Raw genomic sequence first — 19,863 nt, forward strand, 5'->3', positions numbered from 1 at the left:
ATGCTAATCCACTGTGCCAACGCAGGCAAGTTAAGATCGTATTCAAAATTATGCTCTTATCGATCATCGTTCCGGTATATAATGAAGAAAAAACTATTGGTGCCGTGTTGGATCGGGTGGCCAATGTAAGCCTTCCCGATCAGTTGAGCCGCGAAATTATAGTGATCGATGATGGGTCGGTTGACCAGACAGCAAATGTGGTCCAACGGTATAAGGAGGAAAACAGGCATGTTCCCGTTTACTATCTTCAATTGCCCGTCAATCAGGGGAAGGGTGAAGCACTTCATAGGGGAATTCAGCAGGCGCGTGGCCAATTCCTTATCATTCAGGATGCCGATCTGGAGTATGACCCTGAAGAATATACCTCTCTGTTGCAGCCCCTGTTGGCTGGTCGGGCCGATGTAGTATACGGTTCCCGTTTTATGGGCGGACGGCCGCATCGGGTATTGTATTTCTGGCATATGGTTGGCAATCGATTTCTGACCCTGTTATCAAATATGCTGACGGATTTGAACCTGACGGATATGGAAACCTGCTTTAAGGTGTTCCGCAGTGAAGTGATTAAGGGGATCAAGTTGCAGGAAAAACGCTTTGGCTTTGAACCCGAAGTGACGGCCAAAATTGCGCGTATTCCGAACATTCGGATTTACGAAGTAGGAATATCGTATTATGGACGTACGTATCAGGAAGGGAAAAAAATTGGCTGGCGCGACGGTTTTAAAGCGATCTACTGTATTCTGAAATACAATTTGTTTGTGTCCGGATCGGGGAAAAGCCTGTACTAGCCACCGAGCGCCAGGTGTTGTAACGAGTAAAATTCATTTTTTGCCCGATACTATTCCCAAAATCGACTTTAGAATATTCAAAATGTTTCCAAATTATCGGGAAAATAACTGTCCGTTTTATTTTAGAATGAAAATCCTCTAATTTTGACACGCTTATTGGGAAACTCATTTTCCGGTAACTGATGTTGTCTATTTAGATACATAATACTATTCACAGCTTAATTCCTCCTGATCTATGGCTTTTGATTTTGACATGATTCAGCGCGTATACGACGGTTTTGGCGAACGTGTCGAAGCAGCCCGGCAAGTGGTGGGTCATCCCCTGACCTTGTCGGAGAAAATATTGTATGCTCACTTGAGTGCTGGTATCGCCCAAAAGGCGTATAACCGGGGCAAAGATTACGTTGATTTTGCGCCCGACCGCGTTGCGATGCAGGACGCTACGGCTCAAATGGCGCTGTTGCAGTTCATGCAGGCCGGTCGTCCACAAGTCGCTGTGCCGTCAACCGTACACTGCGATCACCTGATTCAGGCGGAGGTAGGGGCTGTCCAGGATTTGGAAAACGCCAATAACAAAAACCGGGAAGTATACGCTTTCCTGTCGTCTATTTCTGATAAATACGGTATCGGTTTCTGGAAACCGGGTGCGGGGATCATTCACCAGGTCGTGCTCGAAAACTACGCCTTTCCGGGTGGTTTGATGATCGGTACGGATTCGCACACTCCGAACGCGGGTGGGCTGGGAATGATTGCCATCGGGGTTGGTGGAGCTGATGCCTGCGATGTGATGGCCGGATTGCCCTGGGAACTCAAGATGCCGAAACTGATCGGTGTAAAACTGACCGGTAAATTATCGGGTTGGGCATCGGCCAAAGACATTATTCTGCGTGTAGCTGGTATCCTGACCGTGAAAGGTGGTACGGGCTGTATCGTTGAATACTTCGGCGAAGGTGCCGATAGCTTGTCGGCAACCGGTAAAGCAACCATCTGTAACATGGGGGCTGAAATTGGAGCGACCACTTCAATTTTCGCCTACGACGACAAAATGGCGGATTACCTGCGGGGAACCGAGCGGGCAGATGTAGCGGAAGCGGCCAACGCCGTCCGTCAACACCTGCGCTCAGACGATGAGGTGTACGCCGATCCATCGGCCCATTACGACCAGGTAATCGAAATCAACCTGTCGGAGCTGGAACCACACATCAACGGTCCTTACACGCCGGACCTGGCGTGGCCGCTGTCGAAATTTGCGCAGGCCGTCAAAGAAAACGGCTGGCCCGAAAAACTAGATGTAGGTCTGATTGGTTCCTGTACCAACTCTTCCTACGAAGACCTGACGCGGGCTGCTTCGGTAGCGCAGCAGGCGATCTCTAAAAACCTGAAAACACATTCGGAATATACAGTAACACCGGGGTCAGAACTGGTTCGGTATACGACCGAGCGCGACGGTTTGCTGGACACCTTCGAGAAAATCGGTGGCGTAGTGCTGGCGAATGCCTGTGGACCCTGTATTGGTCAGTGGGCGCGGCACATCGATGATCCGAACCGTAAAAACTCCATCATTACCTCGTTCAACCGGAACTTTGCGAAACGCAACGACGGTCTGGCTACCACGCACGCATTCGTTGCTTCGCCGGAACTGGTGACGGCGATGGCGATTGCAGGAAGCCTGACGTTTAACCCGATGACGGATAAACTGACGAGCGAAACGGGTGAAGAAGTGATGCTGGACGAACCGGCGGGGATCGAGTTGCCCGTTAACGGTTTTGCCGTGGAAGATGCGGGTTACCAGGCACCAGCCGAAGACGGTAGCCAGGTGAAGGTAGAGGTGAGCCCAACGTCGGATCGTTTGCAACTGCTCGAGTCATTCCCGGCCTGGGAAGGTACCGACCTAACGGGGTTGAAACTGTTGATCAAGGCGAAAGGCAAGTGTACAACCGACCATATTTCAATGGCCGGGCCGTGGTTGAAATACCGGGGTCACCTGGATAATATTTCCAACAACATGCTGATCGGCGCGGTCAATTACTACAACGAGAAGACCAACACCGTGAAAAATCAGTTGACGGGCGAGTTTGGCGAAGTGCCGGCTACGCAGCGGGCTTACAAAGCCGCCGGAATCGGTTCAATTGTGGTGGGTGACGAAAACTACGGCGAAGGTTCTTCCCGCGAACATGCGGCCATGGAACCGCGCTTCCTGGGCGTTCGCGCCATCCTGGTAAAATCATTTGCCCGGATTCACGAAACCAACCTGAAAAAACAGGGAATGCTCGCGCTGACGTTCGCTGATCCGGATGATTACGACGATATCCGCGAAGACGATACAATCGATATCCTGGGTTTGACGGACTTTAGCCCGAACGGCCAGTTGACGATTCGTCTGAATCACAGCGACGGAACGAGCGAAGAATTCCAGGTGAATCATACGTACAACGAAACGCAGATCGAGTGGTTTAAAGCCGGATCGGCCCTGAACCTGATCAAGCAAAAACAAAACGCGTAAGCGGTACGACGTTCACGACGTTTGAATACTGTAAAGCCCTTAAAACCGTTGTGTTTTAAGGGCTTTTTCTTTTTTGAGAAAGGTACTTTCCGGAAAGTAATGAGGGCAACCAGCCGGTTTTTCGGCAGAATTGGTAAGTTTGTTTCGTTTACGCGCACCACTATTGCATAACCAATGAGTTTTGATGTCTGGCAACCCATGTTCACCGGAATGGTTTTGTCTATTCTGCTGCTGAACGTTGTTCAATGGGTGACGTACCGGGAGCGTATTTATGGGTTGTACACACTGTATATGCTGGCCTGGCTGGCTTATTTTTCCATTCGGATTGATGAGGTCCAGGTCTTGCTGGCACTCACGGATAACGATTGGCATTTTATACTGGCCTGCGCACCAATGCTGGCTTACTTTGTCTATTTTCTGTTTGCCGACGCGTTTATTGGTCTGAAAAACCGGCTACCTGGCTTATTTCGGCTGTTTCAATACACGCAGGCAAGCATCTTGCTTTTTTGCGTTTTTCAGTTCATCATCTGCTACGTCACGGAAGACTGGTACCCGCGAGCGTACGGACTAACCCATACCGGCATGCGGCTCTGGATGGCGGTGGTGGCGCTGGTGGGGATCTATAAAATCCTGGGGCTGAATCACCTTGTTGCCCGCTATTTCGTGGTCGGCTCTGGCTGTTTGCTGGTTGGTGCGCTTACCTCCATGGTTTTGACCATTGTGAACACAGAAGTAAGCGAAAATGCTTCCTTCTGGCATTCACCCATAACGGCCATGCAGGTGGGCATTATACTCGAACTGGTCTGCTTTTCTCTTGGTTTGGGCTACCGGCAGCGCAAGGCGGCCATTAAATCGGCGGTGCTGGAACAGCGCATGGCCCGGCAGCAGGAAAAACACCAACGCAAACAACTGGAAGTGGAACTGTCCGTACAGCAACTTCGGCAGGAAATGTCTGAAATTCAGATGCGGGCATTGCAGTCGCAGCTAAACCCCCACTTTTTGTTCAACTCCCTGAATTCACTGTCGTCGCTGATTGCCGATGAACCGGACAGAGCGGAGCAGTTTGTCGATGAAATGGCGAGTGTATACCGGTATATTCTGCAAACCAATGATTATGAATTGACAACACTCAGCCGGGAGTTGCAGTTTATCCAATCTTACTTTCATTTGTTGGAAACCCGGTATGGCCGGGGAATCCGGCTGATCGTTGAGGTAACGAATGGGTGGATGAACAGCCAGCTACCGCCATTGACCTTGCAGCTGCTGATTGAGAATGCCGTCAAACACAATGTTGTGTCCAGCGAACACCCCCTGAAAATTCATATTTCGGCCACGGAGCCGGGCTGGCTGGTGGTGCGGAATAATTTGCAGCGTAAGCCCAAAGACCGGGTAAAATCGACCAAAAAAGGCCTGCTCAACATCCTGACGAAATACAAAATGCTGAACCAGCAGACACCCAGCGTTCAAGAAACCGACGACGAGTTCATTGTTACGCTTCCTTTGATCCGATAAGACAACCGCTTCACATCGGGCTTTTTCCGTTTCATTGAAGTTGAAATAGCATTGGTTGGTCACCGGGGCCAATTTTGGGCAACCAACACCAAAAGCGTTGCCTAAGCACGGTTCTGTACGCATAACTAGAAAGGCGAAGGGCAATGCTCAATAGGAACGATGAAAAATCTACACCGTTTTACAATCATAGGAGGAGGAATCGCCGGATTAACGACGGCCATCGCGCTGCGCAAAGCCGGTATTCGGGCCACAATTTTTGAAGGAGCTCCGGCCATTAAACCCGTTGGAGCCGGGCTGGCGCTGGCGGCCAACGCCGTCAGGGCATTTCAAAAACTGGGCATTGCGAACCAGGTTCTTCCGGCAGGTCGGGTGCTCGACGCTTTCGTGATTCTGGATGAAAAAGGCCGGCAGATTACCCGTACCGATAGCCGGGCGGTTAGCCGGAAGTACGGTACGGATAATTTCACCATTCACCGGTCCGCACTCCACCAGGCGTTGCTGAGTCAGCTGGTCGGGAATCCGCTGGTGCTGGGAAAACGCGCCGTTTCCTTCGATCAGGGGCGTGATGGGGTGATTGTCCGGTTTGACGATGGTACGTTGCACCAGAGCGATTACCTGATCGTGGCCGACGGAATTAATTCTGCCATTCGGCAGCAGTTGGTGCCCGATTCGCAACCGCGTTACGCGGGCTACACGGCCTGGCGTTCGGTTGTTGATAGCACGGGGTTAGCCCTGAAAGAAGCTACCGAGACCTGGGGGATACGCGGACGGGTTGGAATTGTGCCCTTGGCGGATCACAAAATTTACTGGTTTGCTACCGTCAATGCCCCCGCGAATGACCCGCGATGCCGCGCGTTGAAGGTCCGGGATCTGGTGCAGCGGTTCGGAAGCTATCATGCCCCCATTTCCGAAATCCTTTCCCGTACGCTAGACGATCAACTGCTCTGGAATGATATCAGCGACCTCAAGCCGTTGTCGAACTACGCTTTTGAGAAGGTGGTGCTGTTGGGTGATGCCGCCCACGCAACCACCCCAAACATGGGGCAAGGAGCTTGTCAGGCCATTGAAGACGCGGTTGTTCTGGCCGATGAGCTGGCGATGGATCAACCTGCGGAAGAAGCGTTTAAACGATTTGAAAAACGTCGCCTGAAACGAACGCGTGGAATTATTGAAAATTCGCGCCGGATCGGTCAGCTGGCGCAAACCCAAAACCCGTTGCTGGCAACATTGCGGAACGGTTTGTTTCGGCTGCTGCCGTCCAGCATGAATGAGCGGCAGTTGGAGACGCTGTACAACGTAGATTTTTGAAAACCAGCGGAAGGGGTTCAACACTGCTTTCGTATCAATAATGACCGGGCTTCCTCGGGTTTGTTTTTCCGTGATGTTTTCCGCATTTTAGCTTCAAATTGAAAAGATTGTATCCGTATGCAGCGTGTCCTGTTCAATATTGAACGCGTTACCAAGCCCACTGCTGAAGAAAAAGCCGCTCTGGAAAGCATTATTCGCCCCCGGGTTTTAGCGCCCAACGAGGTGTATGTTCGGGCGGGCGAGCTATGTTCTACCATCGCCTTCATCGAAAAAGGGTGTGGTCGGCTGTTTTATGAAATTGACGGCTGGGAAGTTTCGAAGGAGTTTGTGTTTGAAAACTCGCTGCTGGGTTCATTTGTCGGTTTTTTTACCCAAAAACCGTCGAATGTAAACGTGGCAACGCTGGAAGAGACGCACCTGCTGGAAATGGATTACGATGACGTTATTCAACTTTGCCGTACGTATCCGATCTGGCAACGGTTTGCTACCCTGCTGTTGCAGGATCAGCTGACCCGGGTCGAACGCCGGGAAGCCTCGTTGCTGAAAGACGCCCCCGAAGATCGGTACCGGCGGTTGCTGGCCGAACACCCAAAAGTGCTCAACCGGATTCCGCCGGAGTTTGTCGCCAGCTATTTGGGAATTACGCCCGAAACGCTGATCCGCTACCGGTCGGGTATCGGGGTTTGAAGTATATTTGTGGAATAGGATTCGTATCGTGCGCAGGAATTGGCCGTTTGGGCCAATCCCGATCACCCCAGGTAGGAAAAACCGTGAATGAACTAGTCAGAGTAAAAAACGAAGAAGGATTCGTCTACGCCATTTTAAGCGAGGAACCCGAAAAGAATTACCTGCTGATGAAATGGATTGGTTTCTGCACTGATGAAGAATTGATGCAGGCTACCTTAAACATGCTGGAGTGGCAGCTGACCGTTGGGCAGGAGCGGGGCTGCGTGTTTCACGTTCACGATACCAAGGAGTTCGACGTGGCGTGGTCCGGCGCCATTGACTGGATCATCAATGATTACTTTCCCCGGGCTTTTGAAGCCGGTGTCCGTTATAACATCAGTATTCTTTCACCGGATTTGTTTTCAAAGCTTTCCTCCGAAGCTTTGTTTGAAAAAAGTAACCCCATCATTCCAACCCGCTTGTTTGAAACACTCCCGGAAGCCGAGGATTTTATCGCTGAGTATTACGCAAGTCATTAAACCGCTGGACATGATTACCGTTCGACATGCCGAATTGATTCGATTGCCGTTAACGGAAGTCTACGGGTTGCTGGGATGTTATGAGTACGATATGCTTTGGCGTAGTAACCTGTTTAGGCTGCGCCAGAACGTGCCCGGCCTGGCGCGGTCGGGCATGAAACTGGAGCAGGTCGTCCGGCTTTTTGATCAGGAAATGACCCTGCTGGCAGAAGTCACAGCCGCAGCCCCCAATCGTCGAACGGCCCACGAAACCGTAAACAGTCCGGTTGAACTCTGGGAACAACGGTTGTTTGAGAAAGTCAATAAGGAAACCCGGGTCACCTACGAAATGAGTCTGGAACTGAAAGGTTGGCAACGACTGATGGCTCCGTTGCTCATTCACCAATTGCAGCGGCAATTCCGCAACGACCTGATCCGGGTGAAGCAACTGCTGGAAGAAACGCCCAATCCACTGATCGAACTGCCCAAACGGCTGGTGTAACGCGGCCGATTATTTTCCCATCCATTTCTTGAATTCCGTGGCGCGTTCGCGGCTGACCAGCACTTCGTCTTCGGGCGACGGTTTGAGCGTCAGTTTCAGTTTATTGTTGAAATACGGGTGAATCTGCAGAACGCTGTTGATGTCGACAATGAACTGGCGATTGGCGCGGAAAAACTGAATGGGATCGAGCATGGCTTCCAGTTCATCGAGGGTGTAATCCACCGAAAACTTCTGGTTGCTCCGCGTCCGGAACAGACTAACGCCCTCCTCCGAGTAGAAATAAGCAATATCGACTACTTCGATGGGCATCCACTGAGACAGGTGCTTGACCAGAAACCGTTTCCGGTATTCGGTGGGCTGGATTTGCTGACGGAGTTGCTGGACGAGTGCATCAATGGCCATCCGGCCTCCGCTTTCGGGGTCGGACGGATTGTGCAGTTTTCGGTGTTTTTCCAGACTCGCTTCCAGCTCGTGCCGCTTGATGGGTTTCAGCAAATAGTCGATGCTGTTGACCTTGAAAGCCCGCAGTGCGTATTCATCGTACGAGGTTGTAAAAATCACCGGCGACTCAACGGCGGTTTGTTCAAATATTTCAAAGCTTTGACCATCAGCCAGTTCAATGTCCATCAGGATCAGGTCCGGCGACGCGTTATTCTGTAGCCACTGCACCGACGCACGCACACTGGCGGCCGTTCCCACGATCCGGATGGAATTGTCGACGTCCTGTAAAAGCTTCGTCAATTTTCGGACAGCCAGTTCTTCATCCTCAATTACCAGTACATCCATACCACAGTGTGATTTTCAGATTGGGCGCGTTTTAATTCTACTTTTTGAATCTACTCCTAAATAGCAGGTTCGTCTCGTTTTTTCCAAATTCGGGATTGTTGAAACCGCAAAATAAATGAGCGAAACGGTACTGCAAACAGGTGAACCGTTGCGCGTAATTACACGCTCGTTTTGGCCTGGATCAGGGGCAGTTGTACAACGAAAAAACCGTCTCTTTCTTCGATGGTGGGCGTCGGTTGCGCCAGCAATTTGTATTTCGAGGCAATGTTTGATAAACCGACGTGGTTGGACTCCACCCGAATGTTTTTACGCTGTAAGGTATTTTGCACCCGGAGAAAACCGTCCACCGTCTCAATGACAATCGTCAGCGGTTGTTCGGCCAGCATCATATTGTGTTTCACCGCGTTTTCGACCAGCATTTGCAGCGTCAGGGGCGGAAGCTGGGTTTCCTTATCGGCATCATCAACCGTGACCTGCAAGGAGAGGGCGGAACCGTAGCGGGTTTTTAGTAACTGGTAATACGAATCGATAAACTCCAGTTCTCTCCGCAACGTGGTCAGGTCGCGGTCATTACTTTGCAGGAGGTAGCGATAAACGGTAGCCATGTCGTCAACGAAATTCTCCGCCCGCTGGGTATTTTCGGAAATGAGCGACGACAGCGTATTCAGCGAATTGAACAGAAAGTGCGGATTGACCTGGTTTTTCAGTACTTCAAACCGCCCTTGCCACTGCGTTCGGAGCAGGGCTTCTTTCTCAACGTTCGTTTTTTGCCACTGTACGAAAATATAGAATCCTTCGTAGATGCCGTAGTATAGAATGTGGTAAAATATCTGAATACCAACGGTTTCGAGGTAGTTGATGAAGAAGTCAAGATCCCAGTGAAACGTTTCTTGACCCGGATGCGGAAAGATGAGGGTGTGGCCCAAATGCCGGGTGAAGTAACCGATATTGACCAGAAAAGGAAACGCCAGCAACAGCAACGTCAGCCGCCGACGGGTGTGGTTTAGGGTTGGGTACCGGCGCTGAATCAACCGCACGAGCCAACGGGTCAGGTTCCAGCCAATGTAACCAGCCGTGAGCCCCACGACAATATACCGGGCCAGTTCGACGGAGGAGTAGCTCAACAGCATTTTGACCCGGAAAAACAGCGCACCGAAGATGAACAATACCACGGGGCCAACCAGCCGAAGACGGGTATCGTTAAAAGTCGTCATACGTTGCCATCAATTGCCATGATTCATCAGGGGCAGGGTGACACAAAAGTAGGTATCGGTACTTTCAATGCCCAGTCCGTTTTGGCCGAGCAGTTGGTATTTGGTGGCAATGTTGGCCAGCCCAACCCCGTTGGAAATAGCCCGGACATTTTTGAGCTGGACGTTGTTCGACACAATCAGCCGCCCAACTTCTGTGGTTTCAATCCGAATCTGCAGCGGTTGATCGGCCAGAATCATGTTGTGTTTCACCGCGTTTTCGACCAGCATTTGCAGCGTCAGGGGAGGGATTTGGGCATCTTTAAAGCCGTCGGATACCCGGACCTGCAAGCTGATCCCATTTCCGTAACGGGTTTTCAGCAAATGAAAATACGAGTCGATGAACGTCAGCTCATCCCGCAGGGTGGTGAGGGCGTTCTCATTCGTTTGCAGCAAATATCGGTAAACGCTCGATAATTCATCGATAAAAATCTCGGCTTTGTCGGTATCCTCATCGATCAGCGATGATAAGGTGTTGAGGCTGTTGAACAAAAAATGAGGGTTTACCTGCTGTTTCAGACTGTCCAGCTGACTCTGCAAGTTGGCTTTCTTCAACTTTTCGGTTTCGTTGATGGTTTGAGACCACTTTTCAAACGTATAAACGCTTTCGTGGATGATGTTGGTAATCAGGTTGCCGAGAATACCAATCAGAATGGCCCAGAAAAGGCGGTCGGCACTGAACGTATACGCCGGAAACTGAATCCAATCGTAGAAATAAAACAGGAAAGCGATAAAGACGGACGAGATGACGATATGAATACCGAGCGCGATGAAAAGCCGCATCCAGGTTTGGCGGATATGCGGGAAACGTCGGCGGAGGTAAACCGCGGGAAGCGCGTGCAGAAAGAATATGGGTGTCCAGAGAACAAAGAGAAGAACCGTGCCCAGCAAAAAAAGGTCCAGGCGCTGAAAATAAGCTTTCCCAATCAGGAAATAGTTCAGGAATAAATAATAGGCGGGCAAAATGCCCAGGGCAATCCAGGTGTCTTTTTGGGTGTAGCGGTTTAGGGTCAGCACCACATTGGTTGGAGATTTAAGGTAAATGTATTAAAAAATCAGCACCTTTAACCACCAGCGGTATCCGCACAACAAACTGGCGTCCATCATCCGTAATGACCGGATGGGGCAGTCGCAAAAGGGTAAATCGTTCGGTGAGACTTCGCAAGCCTCCGGGCGATTTGTTAACCTGCAGATTTTTGCGCTGAATGTTGTTGGAAACCTGCAGCGATACGGTTTCGGTGCTTCTTTCCAGAAGATCTGCCTGGATGAGAATAGTCAGCGGACGGTCGGCCAGAATCACGTTGTGGCGGATGGCGTTCTCGATCAGGGTTTGCAAGCTGAACGGCGGCAAATAGCAATCCATCAAACAGGAGTCAAGGTCGTAATGGAGGTCGATGCCGGGGCCATACCGCGCTTTTAGTAAGTAAAAAAAGGATTTAATAAACTCGACCTCGGTTTGCAGCGTTACCAGTTTGCGTTCATTCGATTGAAGCAGGTAGCGGTACACACTCGACATTTCTTCCAGAAATTGGTTGGCCTGCTGCTTGTCTTCCGAGATCAGGGCCGATAGCGAGTTGAGGCTATTGAACAGAAAATGCGGATTGACCTGACTCTTGAGGCTGTCAAACTGGCCCTGAATGCGGGATTTGTGCACGGCTTCCGCTTCAGCGACGGCCTGGCGGTATTGCTGGAGATAGTAGATGATTTCGTAAGTGGTGCCTAGCACCAGGGAACAAAAAATACCAATGCCAATGTAAGCCTGATAAACGTGCGACGTGATGGGAATAATTGCCATACCGCTCAGGCCGGTCAGAAAAACAAACAACGACTGGCAGATGATGGCGAGCCCGAAATAACCAATGAACGTGATAACGATGCGCCGGAAAGCCTGCCGGGCGTCGGGAAAATGCTTTCGAACGTGGTACACCCAGCGAACGGAGCCCTCCCACGCCAGCGTTACGTAAGCCATGCCAATAAACACCCAGCCAAAATACAGGGTGGGGTTGTACTGGAAGTCTTTCAGGTAAATCAAATTCACCACCAGCACGATCAGCGGGATGCCCAGCCATCGTAACCAACGGTCATTCGGTCTTTCCAACGTAGTCACTTACTTTGCTATTTTAATTTTTGTAAAATAAGAGGTATTTAACCGTTGGCTCAATACAGATTTGATTGAAACGACGACTTTTGAGGTTGAATTGAGGTTAGTAAACGATAAATGCGACAAATTTTATTTTGAGCCATTAGTTTTACGGGAAATCCCGGAAATCGTTATCAACATGAATAAATACGGTTACGCTTTTTTGTTTTTGCCTTTTTCCCTCTTTGCCCAGCAACCGCAATCCTCGCGCCTGGAATCGGATACGGTCCAGCTGTCGGAGGTAACCGTGCGTGGGTACGAAACCAACCGGCCGCTGGTTGAAACGGCGGCATCGGTTAATGTGCTTTCCGCCCGAGAATTGACCCAGCGGTTTGGGGTGCCCACGATGGTACCGGCGTTCAATACGTTGCCGGGCGTGCGGATGGACGAGCGCTCGCCCGGCAGTTACCGGCTCTCGATCCGGGGCAGTCTGATTCGCTCGCCGTTCGGGGTCCGGAATGTGAAGATTTACTGGAACGAACTCCCGCTGACCGATGCGGGCGGAAACACCTATCTGAATGGGCTGGATGTGCGGTCGATCAGCCGGGTTGAGGTGATCAAAGGCCCCGCCGGAAGCTTGTATGGGGCCGGAACGGGCGGAACGGTTTTGTTCAGCGGAGCGGGTTCGTCTACCGGCGAGTCGTCCAACCGGGCCGAAGTGAGTGCGCTGATGGGGGCCTATGGTTTGTCGGGCCAGAACTACTCGGTTCAGACCGGAAAGAATAACGCAGCGATTTCCCTGAATTACGGCCATTTGCAGTCGGGCGGCTACCGGGAACACAGCCGGATGTACCGCGACAACCTCAGCCTGAACGGGACGTTTGCCGTTAATCCCAAGCAGACGGTTTCGGTGATGGGGTTGTATTCCGACCTGGTTTACCAAACACCCGGCGGGTTGACGGCGGCCCAATTTCAGCAAAACCCCCGTCAAGCGCGTCCGGCCACGCGGGTTACGCCCGGTAGCGTTGGCCAACAGGCGGGGATCTACCAGAAAACCGGCTACCTGGGCTTCTCCCATCAATACCGCTGGAGTGACCGCATTCAAAATACAACGGTAATCTTTGGATCATTGACCGATTTTTCCAACCCGTTCATTTCCAATTACGAACGGCGGGTTGATCAGGGGTTTGGGGCTCGCACGGTGACTCGCTGGCAGATGATCGAAGAAGGTGTGCCGACACAACTGGTTTTCGGGGGCGAGTGGCAGCAGAACTTTACCGTTGATCGCAACTACGGCAACCGGGGAGGACAGCCGGATACCCTGCAGGCCGACGACGAACTTCGGGCTTCGCAGTCCGTCATTTTTGCGCAATTGGAAGCATCGCTGCCGTGGGGAATCATTGCTACGGCGGGATTAAGCCGCAATGAGGTTGCGTACCGGTTCACCCGGTTTTCGCAGGTCCCGATCATTGCCCAGCCCCGCGGTTTTGAGCCGGTTTGGTTGCCCCGCGTGGCCTTGTTGAAAAAAATAGGAGAGGATATTTCGGTTTTTGCGAGCGTCAGTACGGGGTATTCGTCGCCAACGATTCAGGAAGTGCGCCCGTCGGAAGGAACGTTCAATCCAACGCTGGAGCCGGAGCAGGGGACCAACCTGGAAGCCGCCGTTCGGGGGCAGCTGGACCGTTTTCAGTTTGAAGTGGCCGTGTACCAGTTCCGCCTGCGGCAAACCATCGTCCGGCGGTCGGTGGAAAGCGGGGCCGAATATTTCATCAATGCCGGAGCAACCAATCAAAAAGGCTTAGAGACGCAATTGGCTTATAACCTGGTAGTTCCGAAACCAGCCGGGTTCTGGAAAACCGTCCGGGTCTGGAATAATGCGACTTTGACGAACTACCGGTTTCAGAATTACCAGCAGGGAGCCGTTGATGTGTCGGGCAACCGCGTTACGGGCGTGCCGCCAATCACGATTGTCACGGGCTTTGATGCCGAAACCCGGCTGGGGGTCTACGCCCACCTGACGCACCAGTACATCGACAAATTTCCGTTGGATGATGCCAATACCGTTCAGGCTGATATTGCCCGTCTGTTGAACGCCACGGTCGGGTTCCGGAAAAACGTTGCAAAACGCTGGATGGTGGATGCCTACGTCAGCGGTGATAACCTGCTGGACCAAACCTACAGTTTGGGCTATGACCTGAATGCTTTTGGCGGACGGTTCTACAATGCGGCTCCGCGCCGAAACCTGACAGGTGGTGTGCGGCTGGCTGTAAAATGGTAATAACCGTTGTGTTCATCGGCGGGTGGCTGCCCGCCGATGCCTGTTCTCCTACACCTAATCCTATTCACGATGGCAAGAGGAAGTTTTGGTCGAAATTACAGTCAATATGCTTTTTTAATTTTGCGCCTGGGGCTGGGCGTCGATCTGGCCATGCACGGATTGGTCCGAATTCCGAAGCTGACCAAGTTTGCCGATAAAATGGTCGGCGATTTTTCAACCACTATTTTACCCGATTTCTTGGTACGGGGTTTTGCTCTGGCCTTGCCGTTTGTAGAACTGGTCATCGGGCTTCTAGTGCTGGTGGGTGGACGGTTTTTGCTGTGGGGCGGTTTGCTAGGCGGGATAACCATGTCGGCTCTTATTTTTGGGTCAGCGTTGCGGGAAGAGTGGACGGCGGTCAGTATTCAGCTGATTCATATCTTAGCTTTTTACTTTTTGCTGCGGGAAGCCGAAGAGCGGTTATGAGTGAAATCTCGTAGCAAACCTAGTACTTTTAGTTTGGCGGCCAGCTCTTTGACGCGTAGCCCTCGGGCAATAATGGTTCCGTCGGGAGCAAGCAGAACCGTCGTCGGCAGGGCGTTAATGGAATAAATCTGCGTCAGCTTGTCCGTAGAGTCTGAGATAATTTGGGGCCAGCTGATTCATAATCCAGGCTGGTAAATCCAGCGGAGCTTACCAATCGTTCGTACTTTTTAGCGCCGTTCTTGAACACGGCCTTTGCGTGCTGCGGAAAATTGTAAACGAAATCTCCCATCATGGTTTTAACAACCATTGGAACCTGTCTTGTTACGACCTGGCCCTGCTGGAACACTTCGTACGTAACATACACCGGGTTGTAGTAATCAAAATTATTGCCTTTTATGTCCTGGGGTTCGGGGTAAATAATGGTTTCATCGCTGACATCAAGGTTGTTGTTCGTATCGACCAATACCGCCCATTTTCCGGCTTGCGAATCAAAACCCCGAATAACGTACACAGAACACTTGATAGGTTTCTTCGACAAGGTTGACGCATTAGTCGACCAGCCTTCCTCTTTGACCAGCCCCCAATACCAGTTCGTGTCGATCTTGCCGGCGCAGTAATTCTGGTACATAAACTGTTCAGTATTCATAACAACGCGGGATTTGACCCGATTGGTCCAGTGTTCGGGAATGTCTTTTACGGGTTGGCTGCTGGTGCCCGACGCAGTTCCTTTCGGATAGTCGCCGGTTTCGGCGCTGAGAATCCCAAAGCCCGGTTTGTACGGGCCATAGCCTTCCTGGATAGTCAGGGGAAGTGCTAGCGTAGCCGGTAATTCTTCGGCCTGTTGACAACTCAACCCTATAGCCAAGGTAGCGAATGTCAGGATTGCTTCAAGCTTGTTTCGTACAGATTGCCTATCGACTCTCATGCAGAGTGAACCTAATTTACTGCTGAATCTTCGTTACCATCCGGGCCAACAATCGTCTCAACTACACAGCCTTACACAACAGGCAAACTACCAAATTTGCCTGTTGTGCCATTTTAAATCATTTTATTCCTAAAATTAACTGAAAACTATGAGTGTTTCCATTCAAGAATTAAAGGGTACTACCAGCCAGGTAATTGAGGCTTTAAAAGCGCAAGGGTTGACGAACAGCGATGCCTTGCTGGAAGCTACCAAAACCGCAGCGGCCCGCAAACAACTGGCTTCCACGATTGGGGTAGAAACCAGTATCATTCTGGATCTTGCAAACCGGGCCGACCTGAACCGTATCAATGGTATTGGGGGCGTTTACAGCGATTTGCTGGAAGAAGCCGGTGTGGATACGGTTCGGGAGCTATCCCGCCGATCGCCCGAAAACCTGCACGCCAAAATCAACGAAATTAACCAGGTTCGGTTGCTTACCCAGCGTCCACCGACCCTGGATCAAATCACTGATTTTATCAATCAAGCCAAATCCCTGCCGGTTGGACTGGAATATTAAGGAATAAAAAAACCGTAGCGAAAGTGCTTTCGCTACGGTTTTGACACAGGAACAGGATGCTCTGTTCCTGAAATAGCGATCATATTCGTTCGGCCAGGTACGCGGCTACTTCCGCCAGGCGGGTTGAGAAGCCCCACTCATTGTCGTACCAGGACGCAATCGACAGCAGGTTGCCTTGCTTGGTGGTCAATGGCAAATCCATCAAGGACGTGTGCGGGTCGGCCACGATACGGGAGGAGGCCCATTCGCCTTCCAGCACGTCCATCACCCCTTTTAACGGTCCTTCTGCCGCGGCTTTGCGGAATGCATTGTTTACTTCTTCCACCGTGCAATCTTTTTCCGTGATGAGGTTCAGCTCGGCAATGCTGCCCGTACGGGTTGGCACGCGGTACGCTTTCCCGGTGATTTTAAGGTCTTTCCAGATAAATTGGAGCGCCCGGGCTGCTCCTGATGAGGAAGGAATGATGTTTTCGGTAGCCGCCCACGAATCGCGCCGGTCTTTCATCGGCTGGTCGGTGAGTGACTGGGTATTCGTATACGAGTGAACCGTCGAAAACAGGCCGTATTGAATACCGAAGTTTTCCAGAATTACCTTAATGGGAGCGGCCAGTGCGTTGGTCGTACAGCTGCCCATGCTGACAATGTGGTGGTTGGCTGGATCGAATGTGTCGAGGTTAATTCCTTTAAGCAGAACGGCATCGCAGTCGTCCAGGCTTTTACTCGGTGCGCTGATCAGAACGTATTTGGCTCCCCGGTCGAGGTGGGCCTGGGCACCCGCCCGAACCGTGGCCCGGCCCGTGCAGTCTACCACCAGGTCGACGCCCAGCGCGGCCCAGTCCGGAATTTCTTTCGCCGAGTTAATGTACGGAATTTCCCGTTCCCCGATGGTGAGTTTCCCTTCGCTCCCCGACACCGGTTCGTGCCACCGGCCGTAGTTGGTATCAACGGCAAACAAAGCCGCCAGGGTGTCTTCATCCCGGATGTCGGAAATGGAAACGGGAACAAAAAGGTTTTTGCTCAGACCAATCCGCAGAAATTGTCGTCCGATCCGTCCGAAGCCATGCAACGCAATTTTAGCCATAACAGTTTAATTAAAAGGTTCATTTGAGTAACACGAACCCGTTTCCTTTTAATTCCCGTTTACAGGGCCACTGGCTCATCCTGTTCGTCGTAGAATAAATAATTGAGGTAATCGATATACGGTTTTATCAGTCGGCAACCGTTGACGAGTTCGCTGGCAAAACCCGGTTTAAGCACTTCCTTGTCGGTATACCGGTGAATGAAAAATAGTTCTTTCCGGCGGAGCAAGGCAATTTCAGGGTGATCGGCGGTGTAGCCTTTGGGCGCGGTTTTCATGGTTTCGCCGGCGATTTCCGGAAAATACGCTTTGAATGCAGGCACTTCGATGATGGACTTGAGTTCGTCGACGTTGTAATCGACCTCCTGCCGAAATTTGGCCAAATGCGCCGGCGTGGGTTGCCACATGCCCGCGCCCAGAAACGATTCGTTATCCGGTTGAAGGTGAAAATAGAAATCGATGCGACCCGAGTGCCGCCCGCCCGGCCCGACAGCCGCTGAAAGATGTTTTTTGTAAGGCGCTTTATCTTTGGAAAACCGAATGTCACGATTGATCCGGAAGATGCAATCTTTCACGGCTGTATTGGGGAGCGGTTGAAATGCCTCGATCCCTTGCAGCAGTTGGCCAACAAAACTTTCAAATTCGGCTTTGGCGGCATCGTAGCGGGCGCGATTGGCCTGAAACCACTCGCGGTTGTTATTCTGGACGAGATCACGCAGAAAGTCAAGCGTTTGAACGGTAAGTTGTGAACTCGGAGCTTTTTTCGTCTTCATACAGTTCCAAAGCTAACCAGAAATAGCGAAGTTTGCACGAAGAACAATTGCGAAAGAAGGAATAAGCGAAAGAGCAACTAGCTCCGCAGAAAATTCGAATTGCTGGGGCATTTACTCTTTCGTTCATTCCTTCATTCACTCATTCAAAAAGTCATGTCTCGCATTCTCACCGGTATTCAAAGCAGCGGACGTCCGCATTTAGGTAATATTCTGGGTGCTATCAAGCCCGCTATCCACTTATCGAACGAGCCCGAAAATGAGTCTTTTTTCTTCATTGCCGATCTGCATTCGCTGACCACCATCAAGGATGGAGAAGTACGTCGGGAGTACATCCGGGCGGTGGCGTCGGCCTGGCTGGCATTTGGACTGGATACAACTAAGAATACGTTCTGGCGGCAATCGCAGGTGCCTGAGCACACGGAATTGGCCTGGTATCTGAACTGCTTTACGCCGTTTCCGATGTTGTCGAATGCGCATTCGTTCAAAGATAAGTCTGAACGGCTGGCGGATGTTAATGCGGGATTGTTTACCTATCCCTGTCTGATGGCGGCTGATATTTTGCTCTACGACGCCAACATTGTGCCGGTGGGTAAAGACCAGATTCAGCACATTGAGATGACGCGTGATATGGCCAGTGCGGTTAACTATCAAACCGGGGAAGAGCTTTTTGTTTTGCCCGAATACCGGGTTGATGAACGGATCATGACCATTCCGGGAATCGACGGGCAAAAGATGAGCAAGTCGTACAACAACTACATCGACATTTTTCTGCCCGCCAACGAGTTGTACAAAGTCATCAAGAAAATCGTTTCGGACTCAACACCCCTGGAAGAACCGAAGAATCCGGACACGGATATTACGTTCAAGTTGTACGCCTTGCTGGCCAGCGACGAGCAAGTGGCAACCATGCGCCAGAATTACCTGAACGGCGGCTACGGCTACGGCCACGCAAAAAAAGAACTGTATGAGCTCATTATCGATCAATTTGCCCAGCCCCGCGAACGGTTTTCGTTTTACATGGAAAACCGTGATGAACTGGAAAAAGAACTCCGGATAGGCGAAGAAAAAGCCCGGGCCGTCGCTTCCAGAACTATCCAACGCGTTCGACAGAAATTAGGCTATAATTAATTATGAATGATCGAATGCCCGGGCCACCGGTGTGGTGATTAGTTGCCGTAATACTATGAAGCGTGCTCTATGATCCTTTTTTACTCATTCTATCATTCAGTCATTCAAATTTGGAGACCCTTAATCAACTTGATACCGAGCTGTTTCTGTGGCTCAACGGTTTACACGTGCCCTGGCTGGACCCCGTGATGGTGGGGGCAACCAGGCGGAATACGTGGATACCGTGCTACATCGTGCTCATCGGTTGGCTGGGTTTTCAGTATCGCAAACAGGCTATTGGGTTGGTATTGACCCTGATCCTGGGTGTGGTGCTGAGCGATCAGATGGCGTCTGCTGTTTTGAAACCGTTGACGCTGCGGTTGCGACCTTGCCACGAGCCTGCCCTTCAGAAGTTGATTTATCCGGTGCTGGAGTGTGGAGGAACTTACGGGTTCGCGTCTTCCCATGCCGCCAACACCTTTGCGCTGGCTATGGCGTTGTGGCTGCTGGTGGGCAAACGCTTTCCGAGCGTCAAATGGGTGTTTGGGTGGGCTTTTGTGGTTTCCTACAGCCGGATATACGTTGGGGCACATTATCCGCTGGACATTTTGGCCGGGGCCGGGATTGGGGTAATCATGGCAGTAGCCTGTGCTGGGCTGCACCAGCGGTTGACCGGACGGTTTTTTTTGCCGAAAAACCGGGCTGAATAGCACTATTATTTAATTAAATGTGGCAATAGGTTGATAACCCCATCGCTAAAAGAAAACTTTG

Annotated in this window: 19 protein-coding genes; 12 read left to right on the plus strand and 7 right to left on the minus strand. The window is 51.2% G+C overall.

The window, feature by feature from the left end; all coding sequences use genetic code 11:
• Nucleotides 1–50 precede the first annotated feature (50 nt).
• From ACYVH9_RS24855 to ACYVH9_RS24885, 7 genes are all read left to right on the plus strand, one after another.
• Nucleotides 51–785: a glycosyltransferase family 2 protein gene (locus tag ACYVH9_RS24855; RefSeq protein ID WP_460639127.1), complete on the plus strand. Its 735-nt coding sequence runs from the start codon at nucleotides 51–53 to the stop codon at nucleotides 783–785.
• A gap of 235 nt (nucleotides 786–1,020) precedes the next feature.
• Nucleotides 1,021–3,288: an aconitate hydratase gene (locus ACYVH9_RS24860; RefSeq protein ID WP_460639128.1), complete on the plus strand. Its 2,268-nt coding sequence runs from the start codon at nucleotides 1,021–1,023 to the stop codon at nucleotides 3,286–3,288.
• A gap of 174 nt (nucleotides 3,289–3,462) precedes the next feature.
• Nucleotides 3,463–4,800: a sensor histidine kinase gene (locus ACYVH9_RS24865; RefSeq protein WP_460639129.1), complete on the plus strand. Its 1,338-nt coding sequence runs from the start codon at nucleotides 3,463–3,465 to the stop codon at nucleotides 4,798–4,800.
• A 159-nt stretch (nucleotides 4,801–4,959) separates the two neighbouring features.
• A complete protein-coding gene (locus tag ACYVH9_RS24870) occupies nucleotides 4,960–6,108 on the plus strand; it encodes an FAD-dependent monooxygenase (RefSeq protein ID WP_460639130.1) in 1,149 nt (382 codons plus the stop codon).
• A gap of 117 nt (nucleotides 6,109–6,225) precedes the next feature.
• On the plus strand, nucleotides 6,226–6,795 hold the full coding sequence (locus ACYVH9_RS24875) for a Crp/Fnr family transcriptional regulator (RefSeq protein WP_460639131.1): 570 nt from the start codon (nucleotides 6,226–6,228) through the stop codon (nucleotides 6,793–6,795).
• Between the two features lie 83 nt (nucleotides 6,796–6,878).
• Nucleotides 6,879–7,313, plus strand: coding sequence for a hypothetical protein (locus ACYVH9_RS24880; RefSeq protein WP_460639132.1), 435 nt, complete (start codon nucleotides 6,879–6,881; stop codon nucleotides 7,311–7,313).
• A gap of 10 nt (nucleotides 7,314–7,323) precedes the next feature.
• Complete coding sequence (locus ACYVH9_RS24885) at nucleotides 7,324–7,794, plus strand: SRPBCC family protein (protein ID WP_460639133.1); 471 nt, start codon at nucleotides 7,324–7,326, stop codon at nucleotides 7,792–7,794.
• A 9-nt stretch (nucleotides 7,795–7,803) separates the two neighbouring features.
• Here the strand turns inward: ACYVH9_RS24885 and ACYVH9_RS24890 are convergent, their stop codons facing one another.
• The 4 genes from ACYVH9_RS24890 to ACYVH9_RS24905 form a co-directional block, all read right to left on the minus strand.
• Nucleotides 7,804–8,580, minus strand: coding sequence for a LytR/AlgR family response regulator transcription factor (locus tag ACYVH9_RS24890; protein ID WP_460639134.1), 777 nt, complete (start codon nucleotides 8,578–8,580; stop codon nucleotides 7,804–7,806).
• Nucleotides 8,581–8,738: 158 nt separating this feature from the next.
• Entirely contained in the window at nucleotides 8,739–9,794 is a 1,056-nt protein-coding gene (locus ACYVH9_RS24895; RefSeq protein ID WP_460639135.1) for a sensor histidine kinase, read from the minus strand.
• A 9-nt stretch (nucleotides 9,795–9,803) separates the two neighbouring features.
• A complete protein-coding gene (locus ACYVH9_RS24900; protein ID WP_460639136.1) occupies nucleotides 9,804–10,850 on the minus strand; it encodes a sensor histidine kinase in 1,047 nt (348 codons plus the stop codon).
• Nucleotides 10,851–10,863: 13 nt separating this feature from the next.
• Nucleotides 10,864–11,937 (minus strand): sensor histidine kinase, encoded by a 1,074-nt coding sequence (locus tag ACYVH9_RS24905; RefSeq protein WP_460639137.1) that lies wholly within the window; start codon nucleotides 11,935–11,937, stop codon nucleotides 10,864–10,866.
• A 172-nt stretch (nucleotides 11,938–12,109) separates the two neighbouring features.
• Here ACYVH9_RS24905 and ACYVH9_RS24910 point away from each other — a divergent pair, with 172 nt between their 5' ends.
• Both ACYVH9_RS24910 and ACYVH9_RS24915 read left to right on the plus strand, forming a co-directional pair.
• Nucleotides 12,110–14,188: a TonB-dependent receptor gene (locus ACYVH9_RS24910; RefSeq protein ID WP_460639138.1), complete on the plus strand. Its 2,079-nt coding sequence runs from the start codon at nucleotides 12,110–12,112 to the stop codon at nucleotides 14,186–14,188.
• Between the two features lie 69 nt (nucleotides 14,189–14,257).
• The gene (locus ACYVH9_RS24915; RefSeq protein WP_460639139.1) at nucleotides 14,258–14,653 is read left to right on the plus strand and encodes a DoxX family protein; all 396 of its coding nucleotides are present in this window, start codon (nucleotides 14,258–14,260) and stop codon (nucleotides 14,651–14,653) included.
• Nucleotides 14,654–14,786: 133 nt separating this feature from the next.
• Here the strand turns inward: ACYVH9_RS24915 and ACYVH9_RS24920 are convergent, their stop codons facing one another.
• Nucleotides 14,787–15,578 carry a hypothetical protein gene (locus ACYVH9_RS24920; RefSeq protein ID WP_460639140.1) on the minus strand — a complete coding sequence of 264 codons (792 nt, stop codon included), beginning with the start codon at nucleotides 15,576–15,578 and terminating at the stop codon, nucleotides 14,787–14,789.
• A 148-nt stretch (nucleotides 15,579–15,726) separates the two neighbouring features.
• On the opposite strand from ACYVH9_RS24920, the gene ACYVH9_RS24925 reads away from it, so the two are divergent.
• Entirely contained in the window at nucleotides 15,727–16,134 is a 408-nt protein-coding gene (locus ACYVH9_RS24925; RefSeq protein WP_460639141.1) for a DUF4332 domain-containing protein, read from the plus strand.
• Between the two features lie 79 nt (nucleotides 16,135–16,213).
• Here the strand turns inward: ACYVH9_RS24925 and ACYVH9_RS24930 are convergent, their stop codons facing one another.
• Nucleotides 16,214–17,215, minus strand: coding sequence for a type I glyceraldehyde-3-phosphate dehydrogenase (locus ACYVH9_RS24930; protein ID WP_460639142.1), 1,002 nt, complete (start codon nucleotides 17,213–17,215; stop codon nucleotides 16,214–16,216).
• Nucleotides 17,216–17,274: 59 nt separating this feature from the next.
• Entirely contained in the window at nucleotides 17,275–17,985 is a 711-nt protein-coding gene (locus ACYVH9_RS24935; protein ID WP_460639143.1) for a DUF2461 domain-containing protein, read from the minus strand.
• Nucleotides 17,986–18,138: 153 nt separating this feature from the next.
• On the opposite strand from ACYVH9_RS24935, the gene trpS reads away from it, so the two are divergent.
• Together trpS and ACYVH9_RS24945 are read left to right on the plus strand one after the other, a co-directional pair.
• Nucleotides 18,139–19,113: a tryptophan--tRNA ligase gene (gene trpS, locus ACYVH9_RS24940; RefSeq protein WP_460639144.1), complete on the plus strand. Its 975-nt coding sequence runs from the start codon at nucleotides 18,139–18,141 to the stop codon at nucleotides 19,111–19,113.
• A gap of 110 nt (nucleotides 19,114–19,223) precedes the next feature.
• A complete protein-coding gene (locus ACYVH9_RS24945) occupies nucleotides 19,224–19,802 on the plus strand; it encodes a phosphatase PAP2 family protein (RefSeq protein ID WP_460639145.1) in 579 nt (192 codons plus the stop codon).
• The last annotated feature ends 61 nt before the right edge of the window (nucleotides 19,803–19,863 follow it).

This window comes from Larkinella harenae (genome assembly GCF_054780515.1).